Source organism: Methylobrevis pamukkalensis, from assembly GCF_001720135.1.
Lineage (GTDB): Bacteria > Pseudomonadota > Alphaproteobacteria > Rhizobiales > Pleomorphomonadaceae > Methylobrevis > Methylobrevis pamukkalensis.
The window spans coordinates 11329-35807 of the sequence record NZ_MCRJ01000011.1 but is presented as its reverse complement, the minus strand read 5'-3'; the positions used below and the strand labels follow the sequence as shown (position 1 = coordinate 35807).

Below are 24479 nucleotides of genomic sequence, written 5' to 3'. Positions count from 1 at the left end.
CGCCGCGGCGTCATGCCGGTCCGGCCGGCGCGCCGGAGACCGAACGAGGATCGGGTCCATGGCGCAGCGCGCCCCGCAGCAACAGCAGCAGAAGTTCATCGCCCTGATGGAGACGGCCCTGCGCAACCACCGGGCCGGGAAGCTCGAGCTGGCGCGCAGCGGCTACCAGAGCGCCCTGCGGCTGATGCCGCGCCACGCCGACGCGATCCATCTTCTCGGCGTGATCCATCGCCAGACCGGCGACCATGCCCGGGCGATCGAGCTGATCGACAAGGCGATCGCGCTGAAACCCAACGCCGCCGTCTACCATTCCAACCGCGCCGCCGTGCTGCACGATCTCGGCCGGCCCGCCGAGGCGCGCGCCTGCGTGGAGCGGGCGCTGGAGCTCGATCCGGGGCTGATCGACGCGATGATGCGCCTTGCCCGCCTCGACAAGGAGGACGGGGCCGACGACAGGTCGCTGGTGACCCTCGGCAAGGTGCTGGCGATCGACCCGGACCATGTCGGCGCGCTCGACAGCATCGCCCAGATCCACACCCGCGCCAGCCGCTACGCCGCCGCCCTGCCCTTCTACCGCCGGGTCCGCGAGCTGCGCCCCGACGACCGGCGGGCGCTGCGCGAGGTGGTCGTCTGCGAGATGACCATGCGCGAGTATCACGCCGCACTCGATTCGCTGGAGATGTGCCTGACGCATTTCCCCGACGACGTGGAGTTCCGCAACTTCCTTGCCGCCGCCTTCTACCATCTCGGCCTGTTCGACGAATCGAAGACGGTGATCGCCAGCATCGATCCGAAGGACGTCACCCCCGGCATCGTCGTCACCGACACGCTGGTCGACATGGCCCGCTACGACTTTGCCGCCGCGCTGCAGAAGCTGACGCCGATCTATGCCGAGCACCCCGAGAACGACAGCATCGGCTGGAACCTGTCGCTGATCAATCTCGGCCTCGGCAACCTGGAAGCCGGCTGGGACCTCTACGACCTCCGGCTCGGCATCGACCACATCGGCATCCGCCGCATGAGCCTGCCGCTGCCCTTCTGGGACGGCCAGCCCGCGCCCGGCAAGCGCCTGCTGCTCTGGTCCGAACAGGGCGTCGGCGACACGATCCGGATGATCTCCCTGCTCGGCGAGGCGATCGCCCGCACCGGCAAGGTGACGGTCGCCTGCGATCCGCGGCTCGTCACCATCGTCGCCCGCAGCATGCCGGGCATCGACGTGATCAGCCTGCAGACGATCCGGCCGGAGGAGCACGACCTGCAGCTCTCGCTCGGCAGCCTGCCGACCTTCTTCCGGCGCAGCTTTGCCGAGTTCGACGTGCCGCCGCGCTTCGTCGTGCCCGACCGCCGGCGGCGCCTGCAATATGCCAGCCTCGCCCGCCGGCTCGGTCCCGCGCCGGTGGTCGGCCTCTGCTGGCGCTCGCGCAACACGCAAGGCGTGCGCAGCCGCTATTATCTCGACCTGATGGAACTCGGCCCGATCGTCTCGGTGCCCGGCATCTCCTTCGTCAACACCCAGTACAACTGCACGATCGAGGAGCTCGAGGCCTTCTACAACCACACCGGCCTCGTGATCCATTCGCTGCCCGACCTCGACCAGAAGCAGGACATCGACGGCTCGGTGTCGCTGATCGACTGCTGCGATCTCGTGATCACCGCCAACACGGTGGTGGGCGACATCGCCGGCGCCTCGGCCTGCCCTGCTGGCGCTTCGGCGGCATCCAGGATGGCGTGTTCACCCTCGGCCAGCCGAACCCGCCCTGGAACCCGACGACGCGCTTCTTCAAGATCACCGGCGAGATGACGCCCCACGACCACCTGCCGACGATCATCGCCGATCTCGCCGCCTTCCGCGACGGCTTCGACCCCGCGCGCCAGCGGGTCGCGACCATCCTCAAGGAGGCGGCCGGGGCCGCGTCCGCCTGATGGGCACGATCTTCGACACGCTCGCCTCTCTCGGCCTCACCGGCGAAGCAACGCGCGAGGTCTATGCGACGGCGACGCGCGACGTCGAGGGCCTCACCGTCTGGCGCGACCGGCTGTCGGGCGTCGTCTACATCGACGACTTCTACACCGGCGACGAGACCTACCGCAGCGGCGGCTACCGCGCGGCCCAGTCGCCGCTGATCGGCCCGCCGGATCTGGAGCGCCTTGCCGACACCGCGCGGCGGGTGGCGGACTATCGCCCCTATCACGTCGGCCGCGCCGTTGCCGACCTCGGCTGCGGCGCCGGCGATTTTTTACGCGCGGTGCAGACAACCGCTCGCTCGGTGGTCGGGATCGAGTTGCAGGAAGACTATCTGGCGATGCTGGACGACGCCGGCATCCGCGCCACCGCCTCGATGGACGAGATCACGCCGGCCAGCATCGACACGCTGTTCGCCTTCCACGCGCTCGAACACTTTCCCGATCCGGTCGGGTTGATGGCCCGCGCGTCCGGCCTGCTCGCCCCGGGGGGCGGATCGTCGTCGAGGTGCCCCATGCCGGCGACCTGCTGCTGGGCCGGCTCGACTGCGAGGCTTTCCGCCGCTTTACCCTCTGGAGCCAGCATCTGGTGCTGCACACCCGCGAGTCCCTGCGCCGGCTGCTGATGGCCGCCGGCTATCGCAACGTGATCGTGCAGGGCCGGCAGCGCTATCCGCTGTCGAACCATCTCGGCTGGCTGTCGTCGGGGCGGCCGGGCGGCCACAAGGGCCCGCTCGCCGCCCTCGACACGCCCGATCTTGCCCGCGCCTACGAGGCCGCCCTGCAGGCGGTCGACGCCACCGACACGCTCGTCGCCATCGCCGACGCCCCCTGAAAATTGCCTCGTCAGGCACCCAGCCCGCATCCGGAGACCGTCATGGACATCAGAGGCCTCAGTTCGGACGCGGTCTGGGATCACGAGAATGCGTTCTACTGGTTCTCGCCGCCCAGCCGCATCGCCAAGCAGCTTGCCCACTGGGAGCTCTACAAGCGGATCGTCGGCCTGCCGGGCCACGTGGTCGAGCTCGGCGTCTACAAGGCTGCGTCGCTGATCCGCTGGTGCACCTTCCGCGAGATGCTGGAAAACGCCCATGCCCGCAAGGTGATCGGCTTCGACGCCTTCGGCGCCTTTCCGGTGGCCGGCGACGCGCGGCCGGAGGACGTGGATTTCGTGAAGCGCTTCGAGGCCGCGGGCGCGACGGCCTGTCGCGGGACGAAGTGGCGGCGATCCTCGCCGCCAAGCGTTTCGACAACGTGGACCTTGAGGCCGGCGACGTGATGGCCTCGATCCCTGCCTATCTCGCCCGCCATCCGGAACTCAGGATCGCGCTGCTCCATCTCGACATGGACGTGGAGGCGCCGACCGCCTTTGCGCTCGAGGCGCTGTGGGACCGGGTGGTGCCGGGCGGGCTGGTGGTCGTCGACGACTACAACGCCGTGGCCGGGGCGACCGATGCCTTCGACGCCTTCTGCGCCGCGCGCGGCATCGGCAAGGTGGAGAAGACGCCCTTCTATTCCGTGCCCGCCTTCGTGGTGAAGCCCGGCCCGTGAGCGGCAGCCGCCGACATGCAGGCCGCATCCGTAAACGCCCGCATCCGGCGCATTAAGGCTTTGCTAACCATGTTCGGCCCATCCTCGGCAGAGGATCGACGCCGTCCGGATTGCGCGGTGTGACGGCGCCTCGCTGATGCCCGCGCCGCGCGGGCAGGACGACAAGGCCGAAGAACAATGACACGGCTCTCCATTCCAGAGGTCACCGCCCCCCCGAAGGTCGTCGCCGAGATCGGCTGCAACCACAAGGGCGACATGGCCATCGCCGAAGAGATGATCATGATGGCCGCGACCTTCTGCAAGGTCGACGCCGTCAAGTTCCAGAAGCGAAACAACCGCGAACTGCTCTCGCCGGAAGCCTTCGACGCGCCGCATCCGAACCCGATGCATGCCTACGGGCCGACCTACGGCGCCCACCGCGAATTCCTCGAATTCAGCACCGACCAGCACCGCCGCCTGAAGGAGATCTGCGACCGATTCGGGGTCGAGTACTCGACCTCGGTGTGGGACGTGACCTCGGCGCGCGAGATGATCTCGCTCAAGCCGAAATTCCTGAAGGTGCCCTCGGCGCTCAATCTCAATTTCGAGATGCTGTCGGTGCTCACCGACGAATATGCCGGCGAGATCCACTGCTCCTTCGGCATGACCACCCGCGAGGAGGAAGAGCGCATCGTCGCCTTCTTCGAGCGCAAGGGCCGGGCGAAGGACGTGGTGCTCTACGCCTGCACCTCCGGCTATCCGGTGGAATGCGAGGAGGTGTGCCTCTACGAGATCGTCCGCCTGCAGGAGGCCTATGGCACGCGGGTGAAGTCGATCGGCTTTTCCGGCCACCATCACGCATCGCCGTGGACGTCGCCGCCACCACCCTCGGCGCGACCTGGATCGAACGCCACTTCACCCTCAACCGCACCTGGAAGGGCACCGACCACGCCGCCTCGCTGGAACCGGACGGCCTGCGCCGCATGACCCGCGACGCGCGCAACGTCTCGCTGGCGCTGCGCTTCAAGGCGCAGGAGATCATGCCGGTGGAAGTCGCCCAGCGCGCCAAGCTCAAGTGGGCGGCGCGGTGAGCCGTCCGTCGCGGAGCTGAGCCACGTGCGGATCACTGCCCTCATTCCGGCGCGCGGCGGATCGAAGTCGATCCCGCGCAAGAACATCCGCCCGCTCGCCGGCAAGCCGCTGATCGCCCATGCGGCCGAGGCGGCCCACGCGGTGGCCGCGATCGACGACGTGATCCTTGCCACCGACGACGACGAGATCGCCGCCGTCGCCGCCGGTCTCGGCCTGTCCCGACTTTCCGTCTTCCGGCGCAGCCCTGCCACCTCCACCGACGAGGCGAGCACCGAGAGCGTCGTTGCCGAAGTGCTGGCCGCCCATGACACCGACCTCGTCGTGCTGATGCAGGCGACCTCGCCGCTGACGACACCCGCCGACATCGCGGGCGCGCTGGCGCGTCTTGCCGACCTGCGCGCCGACAGCCTCGTCACCGTTGCCCGCCAGAAGCGCTTCTTCTGGGAGACCGGCGCCGACGGCCTGTCGCGCCCGCTCAACTACACGCCGGCCGCCCGGCCGCGCCGCCAGGAGTTTGCCGGGCAGCTGGTCGAGAACGGCGCCTTCTACATCTTTTCCAAGGCCGGCTTCCTCGCCTCCGGCTGCCGCCTGCACGGCCGGATGGCCGCCTTCGAGATGGCGCCGGAGACACTGACGGAGATCGACGACCCCGACGACTGGCTGGTCGTCGAAAAGCTGATGGCCCACCGGCGTGGGCGACGGACCTTGAGACCCGGGCCCGGCGGATCCGCATGGTGCTCTCCGACGTCGACGGCGTGCTCACCGACGCCGGCATGTATTATTCGGAGACCGGCGACGAGCTGAAGCGCTTCAGCACCCGCGACGGCGCCGGCTTTGCCTTCCTGCGCGAGGCGGGCCTCCTCACCGGCCTCGTCACCCGCGAGACGACCCGGCTGGTGGAGCGGCGCGCCGCCAAGCTCAAGCTCGACGTGCTGGTGCAGGGAGCGGCCGACAAGCTGGCAGCGATCGAGACCATCGCCGCCGCCCACCGCCTCGGCCTTGACGAGATCGCCTATCTTGGCGACGACGTCTACGACATCGCGGCGCTGCGCGCGGTCGGCCTTGCCGCCGCCCCCGCCGATGCGGTGGAGGCGGTGAAGGCGGCGGTTCATCACGTCTGCCTAGCTGCCGGCGGGCGCGGCGCGCTGCGCGAGGTGGCCGACCTGATCCTCGGCGCCCGGGGCGACAGGCCGGTCGGCTGAGTCGTTCTGACCAAGGCGGCGCCAGAGCTTTGCAGGCAAATTGTCACCCGGGTCGGCGTTTCGCTTTCCCCGGCCGCCCATGGGCTCTATCTAGAGGCCTGTCGCCGTCAGACCGAACGCCATGGCCCGCACGAAAACGTCTTCCGCCGCCGCCCTGTCCGCCCATGCGCCCGTGAGCCGGCGCGCGGCTGTGCTGTCGGTCGGCGCCGCGCTGCTGTGGCTGCCGCAGGCCTGGCTGCTGGCGCTCGGGCTCGGCAATGTGGTTGCCGGAAATGCGGACCACCTTCCTTCCCTCATCGGCGGTTTTCTCGTCCTCGCCCTGCTGCGGGCCGGCCTCGACGGCGCCTCGCACATGGCGGCGAGCAGACATGCCGCCGCCATCAAGCTCAGGCTGCGCGAGCGGCTTGCGGAGCAGGTTGCCCGCTGGTCGCCGGCCGACACCGGCCGGCCGAAGACCGGCGAGATCGTGGCGCTGGCCGGCGCCGAGATCGAATCGCTCGATCCCTGGCTCACCCGCTATGCGCCGACCAAGGCGCGGATGACCTTCCTGCCCATCGCGATCCTCGTGGCGACGCTGCCCTTCTCCTGGGCCGCCGGGCTGCTGCTGGCCCTTGCCGGGCCGATCATCCCGGTGCTGATGTCGCTGATCGGCGCGGCCGCGCGCGAGCGCAGCGCCGAGCAACTGGCCGAGGTCGGCAGCCTCACCGGAACCCTGCTCGACCGCCTCGCCGGCCTTGCGACGATCCGCCTGTTCGGCGCCACGGAGCGCACGGCGGACGCGATCGAGGCTGCCGGCGACAGGATCCGCACCCGGACCATGTCGGTGCTGCGGCTCGCCTTCCTGTCCTCGGCGGTGCTGGAGCTGTTCTCGGCGATCGGTGTCGGGCTGATCGCGGTCTACATCGGCTTTTCCCTGCTCGGCTGGATCGACTTCGGCGCCACCGCCGCGCCGCTGACGCTGCAGACCGGCCTGTTCCTCCTGTTCATCGCCCCCGACTTCTTCCAGCCGCTGCGCGATTTCGCCGCCGCCTATCACGACAAGGCCGCGGCGGAGGCCGCCGCCGCGCGCTATGCCGCGCTGGTCGAGACGCCGCGGGCGCAGATGGTCGGGGCCGGCGCGGCCGGTGCGCCGAGGTCTCGCGGTCCGCTCAGCGTGAACGTGCGCGGCCTCACGGTCGATGCGCCGGACGGCGGGCGGCGGATGCTGGCGGCAACCGACCTCGTGGTCGCGCCCGGCGAGCGGGTGGCGATCGTCGGGCCGAGCGGATCGGGCAAGACCACGCTGCTGCATGCGATTGCCGGCCTGATCGCGCCGACGACCGGCGAGGTCACGGTCGGCGGGCAGCCGCTCGGCGACGCCACCGCCGCGGACCTGCGCCGGCGCATGGCCTGGATCGGCCAGAGCCCGCATCTTCTCCACGGCACGCTGCGCGCCAACCTCGCCTTCGTCGCCCCTGCGGTCGACGCCGCCGCGATGGACGCCGCCTTGCGCCTTGCCACCTGCGACTTTGCCGAGTGCCTGCCGCGCGGCCTTGCCACCCCCGTGGGCGAGACCGGCGCCGGGCTGTCGGGCGGCGAAGGACGACGCATTGCCGTCGCCCGCGCGGCGCTCGCCCCCGCCGATCTCGTCCTCGCCGACGAGCCGACCGCGAGCCTCGACGCCGAGACCGCCGCCGCGGTGCGGCGTGGCCTGCTGGCACTGTCCGAGGGACGCACGCTGATCGTCGCCACCCATGACGAAGCGCTCGCCGCCGCCATGGACCGCATCATCCGCATCGGCGACACAACAGGTTCCGGAACCGAAGCCGCCTCAATCGCGGGGGCGCCGGCATGAGGGACATCGCCCACATCCTCGCCTTCTTCCTGAGGGCCGAGGGACGACGGCTCACGCTCGGCGTGATGCTGCTGGCCGCGACGCTCGCCGCCGGCGCGGGGCTTCTCGCGGTCTCCGGCTGGCTGATCGCCGGCGCCGGTCTTGCCGGCCTCGGGCTGATCGTCTTCGACACCATGCGGCCGAGCGCCGGGATCCGCTTCTTCGCGATCTTCCGCACCGTGGCCCGCTATCTGGAGCGGCTCGCCAACCACGACGCGACCCTGCGCATTCTCGCGGTGCTGCGCGTCGCCGCCTTCCGCGGCATCGCCGCGCGGCCGACCGGCCTCAGGCAGGCCCATCTCCTTGCCCGGCTCTCCAGTGACGTGGACGCCCTCGACGGGCTCACGATCCGCCTTGCCGGGCCGCTGGTTGCTGGCCTTGCCGTGGCGATCGGCGGCATCCTTCTGCTCGCCACCGTCTCGTGGACGCTGGCGGCCGTCATCGCCCTTCCGGCGATTGCCGGTGGCCTGCTGCTGCCGCTGATGATCGGCCTGTCGGCCCGCCGTGACATGCGCCGCCGCATCGCGCGCTGGACGCCCTGCGGCTGCGGCTCGTCGATCTCGACCGAGGCCGCACGGAACTGGCGCTGGCCGGCCGGCTCGGCGAGAAGACCGACGCCGTCATCGGGGCTGCGCGCCGGGCGGCCGGGCTGGAGGCGCGGCTCGCCCGCCGGGAAGCGGCAATCCGTTTCGGTTCGGGGATTTCGGCGCATCTGGCGATCGGCCTTGCCGCGCTGGCGGGCGCCGGGCTGGTCGCGGCCGGCACGATCGGCGCGCCGGTCTATGTCGCCGTGGTCGTTGCCGCCTTTGCCGCGGTGGAGGTGGCCGGGCCGATCCGGGCCGGCGCGCTCGATCTCGGCCGCATCGTCTTGGCCGCGCGCCGGCTGGCGCCGCTGACCCGGGTGGGCGCCGAGCCAATCGTGCCGCCGCCGACCGTGCTGCGCCGGGCGCGCGACATCGTCTTCAGCAACGTCGGCTTTTCCTTCGCAGCAGGGCGGCCGCCGGTGCTCGACAACGTCGATGCCATGGTGCCCGCAGGCCGGCGCGTCGCCTTGATCGGGCCGAGCGGCGCCGGCAAGTCGACACTGCTCGGCCTTGCCGCCGGGCTGGTCGTGCCGGACGCCGGGCGCGTGCTGATCGGCGGCGCACCCCTCGCCGGCCCCGGCCTTGCCGCCGACGGCGCGCGCATCGGCCTGCTGTCGCAGGACACGCGGCTCTTTGCCGGCACGATCGCGGAGAACCTGCGCCTTGGCCGGCCCGAGGCGACCGACATCGACCTGATGGAGGCGCTCGACCTCGCCGGCTTCTTGCCGGTGCTCGACAAGCTCGGCCATGGGCTGGAGAGCCGCCTCGGCGAAGGTGGCCGCGGCCTGTCCGGCGGCGAGCAGCGCCGGCTGGCGCTCGCCCGGCTGGTGGTTGCCGCCCCCGACGTGTGGCTGCTCGACGAGCCGACCGAAGGCCTCGATGCCGCAACCGCGGCCGGCGTCGCCGCCGGTCTCGCGCGGGCAACCGAGGGGGCGACCACGCTGATCGTCACCCATCTTGCCCGGGAGGCAGGCCTTGCGACGAGATCTGGCGAATGGACGCACGCGGCCGGATCGCCGAGCGCGGCCGGCGTGGCAGCCCGGCCGGCGCCGCGCTGATGGCCGCCCTGCGCTGAAGGGTCATACCCGGCTCGCACATTTCCGGCCTGCCGGAAATTTGCGAGGTTACGGCCTGACCGGCCGGCACCCGGTCGGGCTTTCCTTCGCACGGGAAGCTTCGGCAAGCCGAAACTTCCCGTGCTCGGTATCAACGGCCCTCGAAGCCGGTCAGCACGCCGACCGCGTTGACGCCGATCTCGTCCACCGCGTAGCCGCCCTCGAACACGAACAGCGTCGGCTTGCCGAGCTTGGCAATGCGGGCGCCCATCTTCGGATAGTCGGCGGTCTTCAGCTTGAAGGCGCTGATCGGGTCGCGCTCGAAGGTGTCGACGCCGAGCGAGACGACGATCACCTCGGCGCCGAAGGCCTCCGCCCGGTCGCAGGCGGCGTCGAGCGCGAGGCTCCACGTGTCCCAGGCCGTGCCGAAGGGCAGCGGATAGTTGACGTTGCAGCCCTCGCCCGCGCCGCGTCCCGTCTCGTCGGCGTGGCCGAGGAAATAGGGATATTCGGTCTTCGGGTCGCCGTGGATGTTGGCAACGAACACGTCGCCGCGCTCGTAGAAGATGTCCTGCGTGCCGTTGCCGTGGTGATAGTCGACGTCGAGGATCGCGACCCGCGCGGCGCCCTGGTCGCGGAACCACTGCGCGGCCACCGAGGCGTTGTTGATGAAGCAGTAGCCGCCCATGAAGGCCGGGCCGGAATGGTGGCCGGGCGGACGGCACAGCGCGAAGGCGGCCCGCGCGCCGCCGGCCACGATCTCGGCGGCCGTGAGAGCGCAGTCCATCGAGGCCTTCACCGCCTTCCACGTGCCGGCGGTGATCGAGGCGCCCGCGTCCATCGAGTAGAAGCCGAGCAGGCCCTCGATACACTCCGGCGGCACGTCGTTCCGCAGGCCGCGCACCGGCCAGGTCATCGGCAGGGCCGAGGTGTGGTTGCCCTCCGCCGCCCACATGTCCCAGGCCTTGCCGAGGAAGGCGAGATAGGCCGGATCGTGGACCTTGCGGGCCGTCTCCATCGACCAGACCTTCGGCAGCACGATCTCGCCGAGGCCGACCTCCTCCACCCGCGCCCTGACGTATTCCGCCCGGATCGGCTTCTCGAAACAGGGCACCATCGCGCCGCGCGCGACCTCCCAGTGGCCGGCGTGGGCGGCATGGTCCGGCGAATAGACGGTCTTCATCGGCGATCCTGTGTCCTGAGTGCGGGGCAAGGCAACATCGGCGAGGCGCTGCGGCGCGGTTGCCGGGCATTTGATACGAGTCCCACCGGCCGGTCCAGAGCCGGCCGCCGGTCCGCGAGTGGCCTCAGCCGCAGACCTCCAGCAGCCAGGCCGCCAGGGTTCCGGCATCGCTGCCGCGCGGCGCATCGGCGACCAGCCAGTAGCCGCGGTCCTCCCGGACAAGTTCCGGCCCGACCCGGACCAGCGCGCCGCTGTCGAGGAGATCGTCGACGAGGCCGACCCAGCCGAGGGCCACCCCCTGTTCGGCCAGCGCCGCCTGGACGACGAGGCTGTAGGTGTTGAGGCCGAGGTCGCCGGACGAGGGTTCGCGGGTCACATGGTGGGCGCCCAGCCAGGTGGTCCACGTGTACCAGCGCGGGGCGGGACCGCTGTCGAGATGGAGCAGCTTGACGCCGGCGAAACTCTCCGGCGTCCCGAACGGACCGAAGCGGGCGAGAAACCCCGGGCTGCAGACCGGCACCACCCGCTCCGGCATGATCAGCACCGCGCCGTCCGGCACCTGCCCGCGCGCGCCGAACAGGACGTGGATGTCGGCGGCCGCCTCGTCGTCCGCCTCCAGCGCCTGCGAGGCGACGATGTGGACCTCGATCTGCGGCCGCAGGCGGCGGAATTCGGCAATCCGCGGCATCAGCCAGAAGGCGGCAAAGCCGTAGTCGGTGAAGAGCCGCACCGCCGCCGGCCGCCGGCGCCGGCGGATGCGGCGGGCGGCCTCGTCGATCCGGGCAAGGCCCGCGCTCACCGCCTCGTGCAGCGCCTCGCCGTCGGCGGTAAGGTCGGTGCCCCGGTGCAGGCGGCGCACGAGCGGCACGCCGAGCTCGTCCTCGATCCGCCGGATCTGGTAGCTGACGGCGGGCTGGGACAGGCCGAGTTCGCCGGCCGCGCGGGTGAGGTTGCGCGTGCGGCCGACCGCCTCGAACACGCGCAGCCAGCCGACGTCCAGCCGATCTCTTGCCATAAGGAAACTCTTGGTCTGCGATCAGAAAAAAGCGGCTGCACGGCCGCCCTCATGAAAGGTCTCATACCGTGTCCAGACGCGCAAACGAAGACCCGCAGCGAGGTCGGCCGGGAGACCAACCGGGGCTGGGCGCCAACCGCCGACAAGGCGCAGACCAAAGGGGAATTTCGTGATGAAGCTTCGTTCCACAGGACGTCTCGCCGGGCTCGCCGTCGTAGCCGGCCTTCTTTCGGCCGGCGCGGCTCAGGCCGCCGATCCGGAGAGCTGCAAGACCGTCCGCATGTTCGATCCGGGCTGGACCGACATCACCTCGACCAACGCGATCGCCGGCACCCTGCTGGGTGCGCTCGGCTACGAGGCCGACATCAAGACGCTGTCGGTGCCGATCGGCTACCAGTCGATCAAGAACGGCGAGATCGACGTCTTCCTCGGCAACTGGATGCCGGCGCAGCAGAAGTTCATCGACGACCTCAACGCCGCCAAGGCGGTGGAGGTGGTGACGCGCAATCTGGAAGGCGCGAAATTCACCCTCGCGGTGCCGAGCTATGTCGCCGAAGGCGGCGTCAGGGACTTCAAGGATCTTGCCGCCAACGCCGACAAGTTCGGCAAGGAGATCTACGGCATCGAGCCGGGCGCGCCGGCCAACCAGAACATCTCGAAGATGATCGCCAGCGGCGACTTCGGCCTGACCGACTGGAGCGTCGTGGAATCCGGAGAGCAGGCGATGCTGGCGCAGGTCAAGCGCGCCGACCGCGGCAAGGACTGGATCGTGTTCCTCGCCTGGGCGCCGCATCCGATGAACACCCGCTTCGACATCACCTATCTCTCGGGCGGCGATGCCTATTTCGGCCCGAACTTCGGCGGTGCCGAGGTCTATACGCTGGCCCGCACCGGCTGGCCGGCGGCCTGCCCGAACGCCGCGGCCTTCTTCGGCAAGCTGGTGTTCGACATCGACGCCGAGAACCAGATGATGGACATGATCCTCAACGAGGGCACCGAGGCATCCGTGGCGGCCGAGACCTGGCTGAAGGCCAATCCCGGCAAGCTCGATGCCTGGCTGGACGGCGTGACCACGCTCGCCGGCGAGCCGGCGCTGCCGGCCGTCAAGGCCGCCCTCGGCCTCTGATCCGGCCTTTCTCCCCCGGCGCCAGGTCTGTGCGCCGGGGGACACCCCTCCAGCTCTCCCGTCCGCCGCTCGTCTCAGGGATCCGCCATGTCGCGCCCGAACATCCTCGTGATCATGGTCGACCAGCTGAACGGCACGCTGTTTCCCGACGGGCCGGCGCCCTTCCTGAAGACGCCGCATCTGTCGGCCCTCGCCGCCCGGTCGGCCCGCTTTGCCAACACCTACACGGCGAGCCCGCTGTGCGCCCCGGCGCGCGCCTCGTTCATGGCCGGGCAACTCCCCTCGCGCACCCGCGTCTACGACAACGCCGCCGAGTTCGCCTCCGACATCCCGACCTTCGCCCATCACCTGCGCCGCGCGGGCTATCACACCGCGCTGTCGGGCAAGATGCATTTCGTCGGCCCCGACCAGCTCCACGGCTTCGAGGAGCGGCTGACCACCGACATCTATCCGGCCGATTTCGGCTGGACCCCGGACTACCGCAAGCCCGGCGAGCGGATCGACTGGTGGTATCACAACCTCGGCTCGGTCACCGGCGCCGGGGTCGCCGAGATCACCAACCAGCTCGAATATGACGACGAGGTCGCCTACCACGCCCAGCGCAAGCTCCACGACCTGTCGCGTGGCCACGACGGCCGGCCGTGGTGCCTGACCGTCTCCTTCACCCATCCGCACGACCCCTATGTCGCGCGGCGGAAATATTTCGATCTCTATGACGGCTGCCCGGCGCTCGATCCGGTGATCGGCCCGATCCCGCCGGAGGATCTCGACCCGCATGCGCTGCGGCTGTGGCACGCCTCGGACTGCGGCAGCTTCACGATCACGCCGGAGATGGTGCGCCGCTCGCGCCAGGCCTATTTCGCCAACATCTCCTACATCGACGACAAGGTCGGCGAGCTGCTCGCCACGCTCGAGGCAACCCGGATGGCGGACACCACCGCCATCGTGTTCGTCTCCGACCATGGCGACATGCTCGGCGAGCGCGGCATGTGGTTCAAGATGAGCTTCCTCGAGGGCTCGGCCCGCGTGCCGCTGATGATCGCCGCGCACGGCATTCCGGCCGGCCGCGTCGAGACGCCGGTCTCCACCCTCGACGTGCTGCCGACACTTGCCGAGCTTGCCGGGATCGATCTGGCCGAAGTCGCGCCGTGGACCGACGGCGAAAGCCTCGTGCCGCTGGCCAATGCCAGCGGCGGCCGCGGCGCCGTGCCGATGGAATATGCCGCCGAGGGCACGATCACGCCGATGGTGGCGATCCGTGACGGTCGCTGGAAATATGTCGCCTGCCCGGCCGACCCGCCGATGCTGTTCGATCTGGCCGCCGATCCGCTCGAGCGCGACAATCTTGCCGGAAGAGCCGAGGTGGCGGACGTCGAGGCCCGGCTTGCCGAAGCCGTCGCCGCGCGGTGGGATCTTGCCGCCTTCGACGCCGCCGTGCGCGAGAGCCAGGCGCGCCGCCACGTGGTCTATGCGGCGCTGCGCAACGGCGCCTATTATCCGTGGGACTTCCAGCCGCTGCAGAAGGCGTCGGAGCGCTACATGCGCAACCACATGGATCTCAATGTCCTCGAAGAGAGCCAGCGGTTTCCGCGCGGCGAGTAACGCCGTTCGCTCCTCCCCTGTTGCGGCCGATCTCGTGCTGCCGCCCGGCCGATCCGGCCCTTCCCGGATCCTCCGACCCGTGATCGTCGTCCTCCCGCGAACAACGCCGCCGCTCGCGCATTAAACAGGACATTCGGCACGACAGACGCGCCGGAGCCCCGCGAAACGACGGATCGGGCGGCGCTGCCGCCGGCTGGCACGCGCTTTTTGCCGCGCCGGACGACTCGTCTTGTTTCGTGTCCTGAGAACCCGCAGGAGACGGCGGCCAGCGGACGGAGCATCGTCTCCGTTGCGCGCCGCCCCTCCCGCCGAGCCGGAACGGATGGCATGCACGACGTCACCCTCACCATCAACGGCGAACGCCGCACCGTCGCGCTCGATGCGCGCACCACTCTGCTCGACGCACTTCGCGACCATCTCGGCCTGACGGGCACGAAGAAGGGGTGCGACCACGGGCAGTGCGGCGCCTGCACCATCCTCGTCGACGGCCGGCGGATCAACGCCTGTCTCACGCTCGCGGTGATGCACGACGGCGACACCGTCACCACCGTCGAGGGCCTCGGCACCCCGGACGATCTGCATCCGATGCAGGCCGCCTTCGTCGCCCATGACGGCTTCCAGTGCGGCTACTGCACGCCGGGCCAGATCATGTCCGCCGTCGGAATGGTCGGCGAGGTCGCCAAGGGCTGGCCGAGCCACGCCAGCGCCAGCCTCAACGGCAAGCCGGAGCTCACCGAGGCCGAGATCGCCGAGCGGATGAGCGGCAACCTCTGCCGCTGCTCGGCCTATCCCAACATCGTCGCGGCCATTTCCGCCGCCGCCAAGGACACGGAGGCGTCCTCGTGAGACCGTTCGAATACACCCGCGCCGCCTCGCCCGGCGAGGCCGGCCAGATGGCCGCCGCGCCCGACGCCCGCTTCATTGCCGGCGGCACCAATCTCCTCGACCTGATGAAGCTGCAGATCGAGACGCCGGACGCCCTGATCGACATCTCGCGGCTGGACCTTGCCGCGATCGAGCGGACCGACGACCGCGGCCTGCGGATCGGCGCGCTCGTCACCAACGCCGATCTCGCGGCGGATCCGGATGTGCGTCGCCATTGGCCGCTGCTGTCGCGGGCGCTGCTCGCCGGGGCCTCCGGCCAGTTGCGCAACAAGGCGACCACCGGCGGCAACCTGCTGCAGCGCACGCGCTGCGGCTATTTCTACGAGCCCTCCGCCCGCTGCAACAAGCGCATGCCGGGCAGCGGCTGCGACGCGATGGAGGGCATCAACCGCATGAACGCCATCCTCGGCGGCAGCAGTGCCTGCATCGCCGTCCATCCGTCCGACATGGCGGTGGCCATGCGCGCCCTCGACGCGGAGGTGGAGACGCTGTCGGCCGACGGCGCCACGCGGCGGATCCCGCTCGGCGACTTCTACCGGCTGCCGGGCGAAGACCCGTCGGTGGAAACGGTGCTGGCCCCCGGCGAACTGATCGTCGCCGTCGTCCTGCCGCCGCCGCACGGCGGCTGGCAGACCTATCGCAAGGTGCGTGACCGGGCATCCTATGCCTTCGCCCTCGTGTCGGTCGCCGCCGCGGTCCGCCTGGAAGACGGGTTGATGCGGGATGTGCGGCTGGCCTTCGGCGGCATCGGCACGATGCCCTGGCGCGACCAAAGGGTCGAGCTGGTGCTGGAGGGCAAGGCGCCGTCGGACAAGCTGTTCGACGAGGCGGCCCGCCTGCTGCTGCAGGAGGCGCGCGGCCACGGCCACAACGACTTCAAGATTCCGCTGACCCGCCGGACGCTGATGGCCGCGCTGCGGGAAACCACCGCCTCGTTCGAGGAGGAGACCTCCGCATGACCAAGCACGTGATGGACACCGACATCGGCCACACCCGGCTCGACGACGCCGGCAACGGCCTGCTCGGCACGCCGGCGGACCGGATCGAGGGCCCGCTCAAGGTGACGGGACGGGCGACCTACGCCTACGAGCATGACGCCGGCCCGGACACCGCCTACGGCTATCTCGTGACCGCGCCGGTGGGGCGCAGCCACCTCACCTCGGTGCGCAAGGGCGAAGCGGAGGCGATGCCGGGCGTGCTGCTCGTGCTCACCGACGACCTGCCGCGCGCCTCGTCGCAGCCGATGGGCGAGAAGCCTCAGATGACCGAGGGGCGGATCCACCACCACGGCCAGCCCGTGGCCTTCGTGGTGGCGACAAGCTTCGAGGCCGCGCGCCATGCGGCCACCGCCGTCACCGTCGTGTCGGAAACCGAACTCGGCCGCTACGAGCTCGACAGGCTTGCCGACGACGCGCCGCTGGCCGAGGACGGCGTGATGCCGGCCAAGGTCGAGCGCGGCGATTTCGCCGCCGCCTTCGAGGCGGCCGACGTCAAGATCGATCTCGACTACACCACGCCCTCGCATCATTCGGCGGCGATGGAACCGCAGGCGGCCGTCGCCTCCTGGGACGAGGACGCGTTGACCGTCTACTGCTCCTCGCAGCTCGTCGAGGTCAACACCGGTCAGGTCGCGGCCAGTCTCGGCATCGCGAAGGAGAAGGTCCGCCTGATCAGCCCCTATGTCGGCGGCGGCTTCGGCAACAAGCTCGGCATCAGCGCCGACGTGATCCTCGCCGCCCGCGCCGCGCAGCGGCTGGTGCGGCCGGTCAAGGTCGCGCTCACCCGGCAGGCGGTGTTCCAGGCGACCTCGCGCCGGTCGGAAACACGCCAGCGCGTCCGCATCGGCGCGCAGGCCGACGGGCGGATCACCGCGATTTCCCACGACACGGTGGCCACCAATTCGCCGGGCAACAGCTTCTTCGAGCCGGCCGGCATGTCGACCGTGTTCCTCTATGCCGGCGAGAACCGGTCGATCCGGCATTTCCTCGCCGAAAGCGACCTGCTGATGACCGCCTCCGTCCGGGCGCCGGCGAGGCCGTCGGCATGCTGGCGCTGGAAAACGCCATGGACGAGCTGGCCGAGAAGCTCGGCCTTGATCCGGTGGAACTGCGCCGGCGCAACGAGCCGGAGGTCAACCCGCAGGATGGCCGGCCCTTCTCCGCCCGCAATCTGGTCGCCTGCATGGACGAGGGCGCGCGGCGCTTCGGATGGGACAAGCGCCCCGAAGCACCCGGAAGCCGGCGCGAGGGCGAGTGGCTGATCGGCTACGGCATGGCCGCCGCCTCGCGCGCCAACATGCTGATGAAGGCGGCCGCGGAGGTGACGCTGACCCCGGAGGGTCGCGCCACGGTGAAGACGGCGATGACCGACATCGGCACCGGCAGCTACACGATCCTCGCCCAGATCACCGGCGAGATGCTGGGGCTGCCGATCGACAAGGTGGACGTGACGCTCGGCGACAGCCTGCTGCCGCCCTCCTCCGGTTCCGGCGGGTCCTGGGGCGCGAACAGCTCCGGCTCGGCGGTCTATGTGGCCTGCGAGGGCGTGATCGCCGAGATCGCCAACCGGCTCGGCACCACCCCCGCCGAGATGTCGATGAAGGACGGCGACGTGATCGTCGGCAATCGGCGCGTGCCGCTGGCCGAGGCGATCGGCGCCGACCCGATCTCGATCACCGGCGAGATCGAGCCGGGCGAGACCAAGAAGCGCTTCCACCAGGCCGGATACGGCGCGCATTTCTGCGAGGTGGCGGTCAACTGCCACACCGGCGAGACGCGGGTGCGGCGTCTTCTGACGGTGGCCGCGGCCGGCCGCATCCTCAACGAGAAGACCGCGACGTCGCAGTGCTACGGCGGCCAGATCTGGGGGATCGGCACGGCCCTGACCGAGGAGTTGCAGATCGATCCGCGCAGCGGCCTGATCGTCAACCACGATCTCGCCGGCTACCATGTGCCGTCGAATGCCGACGTGCCGAAGCTGGAGGTGGTGCTGCTGCCCGAGCATGACGCGTCGCCAGCCCGCTCGCGTCGAAGGGCATCGGCGAACTGGCGCTGGCCGGTGTCGGCGCGGCGATCACCAACGCGATCTACACGCCTGCGGCGTGCGGGTGCGCGACTATCCGGCCACGCCCGACCGGATCATCGCCGGCCTGCCGGACAGGCTGTAAGCCTCCCGGTCCGGGGCGTGCGGCATGCCCGCACGTCCCGGATCCCGTCGGCAACGGATCAGCCCCGCTCGGTCCCGGTACGCAGCTGGATCACGTCGGCGCGCGGCTCCACGAGCCGGGCGGCCTCGTCGAGAAGCTGGCGCGGCGAGAAGGGCTTGCCGACGATCCCCGCCGACGCGAAGCCGGCGGGCAGGTTTTCCCGGCCGTAACCGCTGACGAAGGCGAAGGGAATGCCCTGGCGGGTCAGCGCCGCCGCAACCTCGTCCACGGCATGGCCGTGCAGGTTGCCGTCGAGGAAGGCGCGTCGAAGCGCTCGGTCTCGATCGCGGCCAGCGCGTCGGCGACCGTTCCGGCCGGGCCGATGGCCGTGGCGCCGGCATCCTCGAGGATCGAGACGAGTTCGAGGGCGACCAGCGCCTCGTCCTCGACAACGAGATAGGTCTTGTCCGCGATCTCGCCCACGGGCTCCTCCTTCGCCTGAACCGCCCGGAGCTTCTCGTCCGCGCGAAGCCTCGTTTCGATTTCCGATGCCTTGGTGCCGCCGAGCGGAAGCTCGATGCGCCACACGACCCCTTCGACCCGGTAGGACACCGCTGCGGTCCCGCCGTCCGAGCGGATGCTGCCGTCGATCAGCGTGGATCCGAAGCCGCGCCGCGAGGGCGCCCGCACCGGCGGCCCCCCGGCCTCCTCCCAGATCAGCACCAGGCGGCCGTCGTCCACCGACCAGGTCAGCGCCACGCGCCCGTCCGGCCCGCTGAAGGCGCCATACTTGCACGCATTCGTGGCAAGCTCGTGCAGGACGAGACCCAGCCGCAGCGCCGCCTGCGGCGCGAGGCTGATCTCGGGCCCGGAGGCCGACAGGCGTGCCGGGTCGACCGTGCCGTGACGCAGCTGGTCGCGGACGAGATCGGCGAGGCCCGCCCCCTGCCACGTGCTGTCGCTCAGGAGCGAATGGGCGCTCGCCAGCGACTGGATCCGCCCCGAGAAGGTGTCGGCGAAGTGATCCGGATTGCGGGTGTGGCGCAGGGTCTGGGTGGCGATCGCCTGCACGGTGGCCAGCGTGTTCTTGACCCGGTGATTGAGCTCGCCGATCAAAAGCCGCTGGGTTTCCTCCGCGCGGCGCCGGTCGGTGACGTCGAGGATCTGGACGTTGAGCGACAGCGGCCGGCCGGCGCCGTCGCGCAGCAGCGAGGCGTACCATTCGCTCTCGACGCTCGCGCCGTCCTTGCGGCGGCAGCGGACGTCCTCGTGACCACGCGCGGGCTGGGCATCGGCGAAGAACTGGCTGCGCAGATCCTCCGTGCAGACGTCGGGCACCCAGCCGAGATCGGTGAGCCGGTGGCCGACCATTTCGCCGGATGTCCAGCCGAACATGCGCTCGGCGCCCTTGGACCAGCCGAGCACCCGCAGGTCCGGATCGAATTCGACGATGGCGAGCGGCGAGTTGTCGGAATGGGCCTGCAGGCGGTCGAGGGCGGTGCCGAGCTTGCCGGCGAGCGTCTGCAGCTCGTCCTTGCGCCTTGCAAGTTCCAGATGCTGGCGGCCGATCTCGAAGAAGACCTTGGCCTTGCTCTTCATCACCAGCGGGTCGACCGGCTTGAACACGTAGTCGACGGCGCCGGCCTCGTAGCCGCGGAAGCGCCGGCCCTCGTCGGCGGCTGCCGCCGTGACGAAGATGATCGGCACCTGCCGCGTCCGCTCGGTGCCGCGCATCAGTTCGGCCAGCTCGAAGCCGTCCATCCCCGGCATCTGGACGTCGAGCAGCGCCAGCGCATAGTCGTTGCGCAGCAGCAGCTCCAGCGCCTCCATTCCGGAGCGGGCAAGATGGATCTCGAGCCCGTCGCAGCGCAGCAGCGCCTCCAGAGCCCGCAGATTCTCGTCGAGATCGTCGACGAGCAGGAACCTGACGACATCAGACGGCATGGCCGGCCTCTCTCGTTGGGGTGCGATCGGCTGCCCGGCGCCAGATGCGCTCGGGCTCGGCGAAGGGAACATAGGCATCGAAGCCGGTGCGGAAGCGCAGGCTCTCGTTGAGGCCGAGGCCGAGGAAGCCGCCGCGCGCCAGCGAGCCGCTGAAGAGGGCGATCGCCCGGTCCTGCAGCTCCGCGTCGAAGTAGATCAGCACATTCCGGCAGGAGACGAGATGCACCTCGGAAAACACCGCGTCGGAGGCAAGACTGTGTTCGGCGAACACGGTGCGCGCCCGGAGCGACTTGTCGAACACCGCCGCGCCGTAGGCCGCCGTGTAATAGTCCGACAGCGACGACTTGCCGCCGGACTTCTGGTGATTGGCGGTGAACAGCGGAATGCGGTCGAGGTCGTAGATGCCGGCCTCGGCCTTCGCGAGCGCCGTCGGGTTGATCTCGGTGGCATAGAACATCGTGCGCTGTTCCAGCCCTTCCTCCCGGAAGAGGATCGCCAGCGAATAGAGCTCCTCGCCGTTGCTGCATCCGGCAACCCAGACCTTCAGCGACGGGAAGGTGCGCAGATGCGGGATCACCTTCTCGCGCAGCGCCCGGAAATAGTCCGGGTCGCGGAACATCTCGCTGACCTGCACGGTCATGCAGTCGATCAGCACCGGCAGCAGCTTCGGCTCGTGCAGGATGCGCTCCTGCAGCGCGGACAGGGTGGCGCAGCCGAGGCGCTCGCGTGCCAGATCCGCCCGCCGCCGCACGGAGGCGCGGGAATAGGAGCGGAAATCATAGTGGTAGCGGCGGTGGATCGCCTCGAGCAGAAGCTCCAGTTCGATCGTCTCGGTGGGGCTGGCGGTGGCAACCTCGCTCATCGCGGCATCCACACGCGGGCGAGCGACAGCAGCTTGTCGACATCGAGCGGCTTGGCGAGATAGTCGTTCGCCCCGGCGGCGAGACACTGCTCCTGATCGTCGGGCATCGCCTTGGCGGTCAGCATGATGATCGGCAGCGACTTCCAGGCCGGGCGCGTCCGGATCTCGCGGGTGGCGGTGAGGCCGTCCATCTCCGGCATCATCACGTCCATCAGGACGAGATCGACCGGCATCTGCCCGCCGTCCTCCATCCGGGCCAGCGCGTCGAGCGCCTCGCGGCCGTTGCGGGCGATCTGCACCTCGGCGCCGTGCGGCTCGAAGATGCTGGTGACGGCGAAGACGTTGCGCACGTCGTCCTCGACGACGAGGATGCGGCGCCCCTCGAGGGCCACGTCGCGGTTGAGCGAGCTGGCGAGCATGGTGCGCTGCTGCTCCGGCAGTTCCGAGACGACCTGGTGCAGGAACAGGGTCACCTCGTCGATCAGCCGTTCGGGCGACTTGGCGCCCTTGATGATGATCGAGCGCGAGTACTTGCGCAGCCGCAGCTCCTCGTCCGGCGTCAGCTCCCGGGCGGTGTAGACGATCACCGGCGGGAAGGACGAGTCCGCGTCGCGGTCGAGCTGCTCGAGGATGTCGAAGCCCGAGGCGTCGGGCAGCGTCATGTCGAGCACCATGCAGTCGAAGGTCTCGGTGCGGAGGCGTTCGAGGCACTCGGCTGCCGTGCTGCAGCCGACGGTCTCGACATGGGTTCCCCCGAGCAGATGCGACAGGCCGGCGAGCTGGGCCGGATCGTCCTCGACGATCAGCACCCGGCGCATCGGCCGCGCCATCTTCGTGCCGAAGCTCTCCAGCGCCTCGATCAGCCGTTCGCGGCGGACCGGCTTCAGCATGTAGCCGGCGGCGCCATAGGCGAAGGCGGCATGGGTGTAGTCGCCCGCCGAGGCGACATGCACGGGGATGTGGCGCGTGCGCACGTCGCGCTTCAGCCGGTCGAGCACGGACAGGCCGGTGTGGTCCGGCAGGCCCATGTCGAGGATCACCGCATGCGGGAGATACTGGCGGGCGGCGGTCACGCCGTCGTCGGCAGTGGCCGTGACGATGCACTGGAAGCCGAGTTCGCGGGCAAGATCGAGCAGGATCTTCGCAAAGGCCGGATCGTCCTCGACGACGAGGATCACCCGGCTGTCGGCCGCGATCCGGGCCCGATCATCCTCGATGCCGGGCAGCGGCGGGGCGGGAACCACCGGCGCGGCGGCGGCCTGCGACGGCCTTGCCGCCGGTCTCGGAGCCGCCCGCCGCGGCATCGGCATCGGCTGCTCGCGTTCCACGACATCGCGATCGAGGTGCAGCGGCAGGGTCAGCGTGAAGGTGCTGCCCTCGCCGAGCCGGCTCTCCAGCCGGATCTCGCCGCCGAGCAGGCCGGCGAGCTCGCGCGAGATCGACAGGCCGAGGCCGGTGCCGCCGTAGCGGCGGTTGATCGTGCCGTCGGCCTGGCGGAAGGCCTCGAACACGGTCTCCTGCTCTTCGTCCGCGATGCCGATGCCGGTGTCGGTCACGGCGAAGGCGATCCCGTCGCCGGCAGGGCTCACCTTGAGCACCACCTCGCCGGCCTCGGTGAATTTCACCGCGTTGGACAGGAAGTTCTTCAGCACCTGTTCGAGGCGCTGCGGGTCGGTCTCGAAGGTTTCCGGCGTCCCGGCCTCCACCTCCACCCGCAGGCCGACCCTCTTCTGGGTGGCGAGAGGTTCGAAGGTGCGGCGCAGACGGTCCACCACGCCGGCGACGGCCACATCCTCCGGCGACAGGTCAAGCTTGCCGGCCTCGACCTTGGAGAGGTCGAGAATGTCGTTGATCAGCCCGAGAAGATCGTTGCCGGACCCTTCGATGGTGCGGGCAAAGCTGATCTGTTCTTCGCTGAGGTTGCCGGTCCGGTTCTCGATCAGCAACCGCGACATGATCAGCAGCGCGTTCAGCGGCGTGCGCAGCTCGTGCGACATGTTGGCGACGAATTCGGACTTGTAGCGGCTGGCCCGCTCCAGTTCGCGCGCCTGGCGCTTCAGCGCGGTCTGCGTGCGGGCGAGATCGTCACGCTGGGCCTCCAGGGTCTGGGTCTGGCTTTCGAGCTGGGCGTTGGTCTGTTCCAGATCGGCCTGCTGGATTTCCAGCCGGCGCTGGGAGTCCTGCAGCGCCTGCGTCTGCTCCTCCAGCTCCTCGTTGGCCGCGGCCAGTTCCTCGCCGTGGGCGCGCAGTTCCTCGGACTGGCGGCGGGTCTCCTCGACCAGTTCCTCCAGCCGCGTCCGGTAGCGGGCCGAGCGCACGGCGATGCCGACCGTGCCGGCGATCCGCTCGAGGAACTCGCCGTATTCCTTCGGCGCCTTGCCGGCAAAACCGAACTCGACGACGCCGTTGATCTCGTCGTCCTGGCGCACCGGCGCGATCAGCACCGAGGCCGGCCGGCCGCGGCCAAGGGCGGAACCGTAGGAAAGATAGTCGCCGGGCAGTTCGTCGAGCATATAGCCGCGGTTGCCGGCGATCGCCTCGCCGATCACGCCGTCGCCGCGCCGGATTTCCTGCGGCACCGGGGCGCCGTCGGGCACGCCGAAGGCGGCAATGCGGCGGAAGACGTCGCCGTCGCGCACGTAGAACACGCCCGCGCGGGCGCCGAGGCGCGCGGCCACGCAGCGGACCACCTCCTCGCCGAGCGCGTCGAGCTTGCGCTCTCCGGCCATGCGGCGGGCAAGTTCCACCTGGCCGGTCTGCAGCCACTCCTCGCGGCGCACGGCAAGCCGGTTGCGGATGAACACGATGCAGGTGATCGCCAGAACCCAGACCGTGGCGATGCCCATGGAGCGGTTGACGAAGGCGATGTTCGGATCGATGCCGGGCCGGTCGACCATGAAGCCCGCGATCATCAGCCCGGTGGCCGCCAGGGCAATGAGCGGCGGCACTGCGGGGCGCCAGGCGAGATAGGAGAGGACGACCGGGATCAGATAGATCACCCAGACCGACGTCCCGAGCGGCACGTTGAGGTCGATCAGGAACACGGCCCCGATCAGAAGGGCGAACAGCCCGTACAGCAGATATTCGAAGGTCTTCGTCCGGGCGGCGTCAGCAAGCATCGTCGATTCCAGGGGTCGCATCACGATGTGGAACCGCGCACGCGCTGCAGGCCCTGTTCCGCGCGGAAAACCCGCACGGAAAGTGCCCGAAGCGCCCCTCGGGCGAGGATGGATGTGAGTACGCCCCCGGAATCGTGTCGGCCAACACTCGCAAACGCGCGCACCTCGAACCCGGTTCCCTCGTCCGGAGAAAAAATGTTCGGCTCCCTCCGACGACGGCGCGCGGCCGTCGGTCGCGGCGAAGGCAGCGCCGGGCGGCCTCGACACGGGCTCGGGACGGATCCCGAGGTCCGGCTCCGG

General features: G+C 70.1%; 21 protein-coding genes and 2 pseudogenes. 18 read left to right on the top strand and 5 right to left on the bottom strand.

Annotated features, from left to right (window positions below):
- Positions 1-58 precede the first annotated feature (58 nt).
- From A6302_RS03335 to A6302_RS20965, 12 genes and pseudogenes are all read left to right on the top strand, one after another.
- Complete coding sequence (locus A6302_RS03335) at positions 59-1801, top strand: tetratricopeptide repeat protein (RefSeq protein WP_069305858.1); 1743 nt, start codon at positions 59-61, stop codon at positions 1799-1801.
- Positions 1798-1923 (top strand): hypothetical protein, encoded by a 126-nt coding sequence (locus A6302_RS25135; protein WP_280938810.1) that lies wholly within the window; start codon positions 1798-1800, stop codon positions 1921-1923. The genes A6302_RS03335 and A6302_RS25135 overlap by 4 nt, the downstream gene beginning before the upstream one ends.
- Positions 1923-2588: a class I SAM-dependent methyltransferase gene (locus A6302_RS03330; protein ID WP_069305857.1), complete on the top strand. Its 666-nt coding sequence runs from the start codon at positions 1923-1925 to the stop codon at positions 2586-2588. Before A6302_RS25135 ends, A6302_RS03330 begins: the two co-directional genes overlap by 1 nt.
- Complete coding sequence (locus A6302_RS23425) at positions 2552-2797, top strand: hypothetical protein (protein WP_210183255.1); 246 nt, start codon at positions 2552-2554, stop codon at positions 2795-2797. The genes A6302_RS03330 and A6302_RS23425 overlap by 37 nt, the downstream gene beginning before the upstream one ends.
- A gap of 42 nt (positions 2798-2839) precedes the next feature.
- Positions 2840-3241, top strand: a complete 402-nt coding sequence (locus tag A6302_RS23420) for a hypothetical protein (protein ID WP_210183254.1) — start codon at positions 2840-2842, stop codon at positions 3239-3241.
- Positions 3241-3513: a TylF/MycF/NovP-related O-methyltransferase gene (locus A6302_RS23415; protein ID WP_210183253.1), complete on the top strand. Its 273-nt coding sequence runs from the start codon at positions 3241-3243 to the stop codon at positions 3511-3513. The genes A6302_RS23420 and A6302_RS23415 overlap by 1 nt, the downstream gene beginning before the upstream one ends.
- A gap of 177 nt (positions 3514-3690) precedes the next feature.
- Positions 3691-4454, top strand: a pseudogene (locus tag A6302_RS03315) (N-acetylneuraminate synthase family protein); the annotation flags it as partial.
- A gap of 154 nt (positions 4455-4608) precedes the next feature.
- The gene (locus A6302_RS03310; RefSeq protein WP_069305856.1) at positions 4609-5388 is read left to right on the top strand and encodes an acylneuraminate cytidylyltransferase family protein; all 780 of its coding nucleotides are present in this window, start codon (positions 4609-4611) and stop codon (positions 5386-5388) included.
- On the top strand, positions 5316-5786 hold the full coding sequence (locus tag A6302_RS03305; protein ID WP_069305855.1) for a KdsC family phosphatase: 471 nt from the start codon (positions 5316-5318) through the stop codon (positions 5784-5786). The genes A6302_RS03310 and A6302_RS03305 overlap by 73 nt, the downstream gene beginning before the upstream one ends.
- Positions 5787-5907: 121 nt before the next feature.
- Positions 5908-7620, top strand: coding sequence for a thiol reductant ABC exporter subunit CydD (cydD, locus tag A6302_RS03300; protein WP_069305854.1), 1713 nt, complete (start codon positions 5908-5910; stop codon positions 7618-7620).
- Positions 7617-8555, top strand: coding sequence for an ABC transporter domain-containing protein (locus A6302_RS20970; RefSeq protein ID WP_083255466.1), 939 nt, complete (start codon positions 7617-7619; stop codon positions 8553-8555). The genes cydD and A6302_RS20970 overlap by 4 nt, the downstream gene beginning before the upstream one ends.
- Positions 8450-9301, top strand: coding sequence for an ATP-binding cassette domain-containing protein (locus A6302_RS20965; RefSeq protein WP_083255465.1), 852 nt, complete (start codon positions 8450-8452; stop codon positions 9299-9301). The genes A6302_RS20970 and A6302_RS20965 overlap by 106 nt, the downstream gene beginning before the upstream one ends.
- Positions 9302-9449: 148 nt before the next feature.
- Here A6302_RS20965 and A6302_RS03290 read toward each other — a convergent pair whose 3' ends face one another.
- Both A6302_RS03290 and A6302_RS03285 read right to left on the bottom strand, forming a co-directional pair.
- Positions 9450-10481 carry a histone deacetylase family protein gene (locus tag A6302_RS03290; RefSeq protein ID WP_069305853.1) on the bottom strand — a complete coding sequence of 344 codons (1032 nt, stop codon included), beginning with the start codon at positions 10479-10481 and terminating at the stop codon, positions 9450-9452.
- 124 nt (positions 10482-10605) lie between these two features.
- On the bottom strand, positions 10606-11496 hold the full coding sequence (locus tag A6302_RS03285; RefSeq protein ID WP_069305852.1) for a choline sulfate utilization transcriptional regulator: 891 nt from the start codon (positions 11494-11496) through the stop codon (positions 10606-10608).
- Positions 11497-11668: 172 nt separating this feature from the next.
- Here A6302_RS03285 and choX point away from each other — a divergent pair, with 172 nt between their 5' ends.
- The 6 genes and pseudogenes from choX (at position 11669) to A6302_RS25550 (ending at position 18484) form a co-directional block, all read left to right on the top strand.
- The gene (choX, locus tag A6302_RS03280; RefSeq protein ID WP_069305851.1) at positions 11669-12622 is read left to right on the top strand and encodes a choline ABC transporter substrate-binding protein; all 954 of its coding nucleotides are present in this window, start codon (positions 11669-11671) and stop codon (positions 12620-12622) included.
- An 87-nt stretch (positions 12623-12709) separates the two neighbouring features.
- Complete coding sequence (gene betC / locus A6302_RS03275; RefSeq protein WP_069305850.1) at positions 12710-14224, top strand: choline-sulfatase; 1515 nt, start codon at positions 12710-12712, stop codon at positions 14222-14224.
- A 327-nt stretch (positions 14225-14551) separates the two neighbouring features.
- Positions 14552-15070 carry a 2Fe-2S iron-sulfur cluster-binding protein gene (locus tag A6302_RS03270; protein WP_083255464.1) on the top strand — a complete coding sequence of 173 codons (519 nt, stop codon included), beginning with the start codon at positions 14552-14554 and terminating at the stop codon, positions 15068-15070.
- Positions 15067-16068, top strand: coding sequence for an FAD binding domain-containing protein (locus A6302_RS03265; RefSeq protein ID WP_069305848.1), 1002 nt, complete (start codon positions 15067-15069; stop codon positions 16066-16068). Before A6302_RS03270 ends, A6302_RS03265 begins: the two co-directional genes overlap by 4 nt.
- Positions 16065-17170: pseudogene (locus tag A6302_RS25555) on the top strand (xanthine dehydrogenase family protein molybdopterin-binding subunit); the annotation flags it as partial. The gene A6302_RS03265 and the pseudogene A6302_RS25555, both read left to right, overlap by 4 nt.
- A gap of 3 nt (positions 17171-17173) precedes the next feature.
- Positions 17174-18484: a xanthine dehydrogenase family protein molybdopterin-binding subunit gene (locus tag A6302_RS25550; RefSeq protein ID WP_425349107.1), complete on the top strand. Its 1311-nt coding sequence runs from the start codon at positions 17174-17176 to the stop codon at positions 18482-18484.
- Positions 18485-18518: 34 nt separating this feature from the next.
- Here the strand turns inward: A6302_RS25550 and A6302_RS03255 are convergent, their stop codons facing one another.
- The 3 genes from A6302_RS03255 to A6302_RS03245 are packed head-to-tail and all read right to left on the bottom strand — an operon-like array spanning position 18519 to position 24179.
- Complete coding sequence (locus A6302_RS03255) at positions 18519-20198, bottom strand: HWE histidine kinase domain-containing protein (protein WP_245293889.1); 1680 nt, start codon at positions 20196-20198, stop codon at positions 18519-18521.
- Positions 20188-21060 (bottom strand): CheR family methyltransferase, encoded by an 873-nt coding sequence (locus tag A6302_RS03250; protein WP_069305868.1) that lies wholly within the window; start codon positions 21058-21060, stop codon positions 20188-20190. The genes A6302_RS03255 and A6302_RS03250 overlap by 11 nt, the downstream gene beginning before the upstream one ends.
- Positions 21057-24179, bottom strand: a complete 3123-nt coding sequence (locus A6302_RS03245; protein ID WP_069305867.1) for a response regulator — start codon at positions 24177-24179, stop codon at positions 21057-21059. The genes A6302_RS03250 and A6302_RS03245 overlap by 4 nt, the downstream gene beginning before the upstream one ends.
- Positions 24180-24479: the final 300 nt, after the last annotated feature.

Excerpts from the sequence above, each read along its gene's own strand:
- A6302_RS23415 (WP_210183253.1), top strand. The coding sequence starts at position 3,241 with ATGGCCTCGATCCCTGCCTATCTCGCCCGCCATCCGGAACTCAGGATC.
- betC (WP_069305850.1), top strand. The coding sequence starts at position 12,710 with ATGTCGCGCCCGAACATCCTCGTGATCATGGTCGACCAGCTGAACGGC.
- A6302_RS03255 (WP_245293889.1), bottom strand. The coding sequence starts at position 20,198 with ATGCCGTCTGATGTCGTCAGGTTCCTGCTCGTCGACGATCTCGACGAG.
- cydD (WP_069305854.1), top strand. The coding sequence starts at position 5,908 with ATGGCCCGCACGAAAACGTCTTCCGCCGCCGCCCTGTCCGCCCATGCG.
- A6302_RS03245 (WP_069305867.1), bottom strand. The coding sequence starts at position 24,179 with ATGCTTGCTGACGCCGCCCGGACGAAGACCTTCGAATATCTGCTGTAC.
- A6302_RS03335 (WP_069305858.1), top strand. The coding sequence starts at position 59 with ATGGCGCAGCGCGCCCCGCAGCAACAGCAGCAGAAGTTCATCGCCCTG.
- A6302_RS03270 (WP_083255464.1), top strand. The coding sequence starts at position 14,552 with ATGCACGACGTCACCCTCACCATCAACGGCGAACGCCGCACCGTCGCG.
- A6302_RS03330 (WP_069305857.1), top strand. The coding sequence starts at position 1,923 with ATGGGCACGATCTTCGACACGCTCGCCTCTCTCGGCCTCACCGGCGAA.
- A6302_RS03290 (WP_069305853.1), bottom strand. The coding sequence starts at position 10,481 with ATGAAGACCGTCTATTCGCCGGACCATGCCGCCCACGCCGGCCACTGG.
- A6302_RS03305 (WP_069305855.1), top strand. The coding sequence starts at position 5,316 with ATGGTGCTCTCCGACGTCGACGGCGTGCTCACCGACGCCGGCATGTAT.
- A6302_RS03250 (WP_069305868.1), bottom strand. The coding sequence starts at position 21,060 with ATGAGCGAGGTTGCCACCGCCAGCCCCACCGAGACGATCGAACTGGAG.
- A6302_RS20970 (WP_083255466.1), top strand. The coding sequence starts at position 7,617 with ATGAGGGACATCGCCCACATCCTCGCCTTCTTCCTGAGGGCCGAGGGA.
- A6302_RS23420 (WP_210183254.1), top strand. The coding sequence starts at position 2,840 with ATGGACATCAGAGGCCTCAGTTCGGACGCGGTCTGGGATCACGAGAAT.
- A6302_RS25550 (WP_425349107.1), top strand. The coding sequence starts at position 17,174 with ATGGACGAGCTGGCCGAGAAGCTCGGCCTTGATCCGGTGGAACTGCGC.
- A6302_RS03285 (WP_069305852.1), bottom strand. The coding sequence starts at position 11,496 with ATGGCAAGAGATCGGCTGGACGTCGGCTGGCTGCGCGTGTTCGAGGCG.
- choX (WP_069305851.1), top strand. The coding sequence starts at position 11,669 with ATGAAGCTTCGTTCCACAGGACGTCTCGCCGGGCTCGCCGTCGTAGCC.
- A6302_RS25135 (WP_280938810.1), top strand. The coding sequence starts at position 1,798 with ATGACGCCCCACGACCACCTGCCGACGATCATCGCCGATCTCGCCGCC.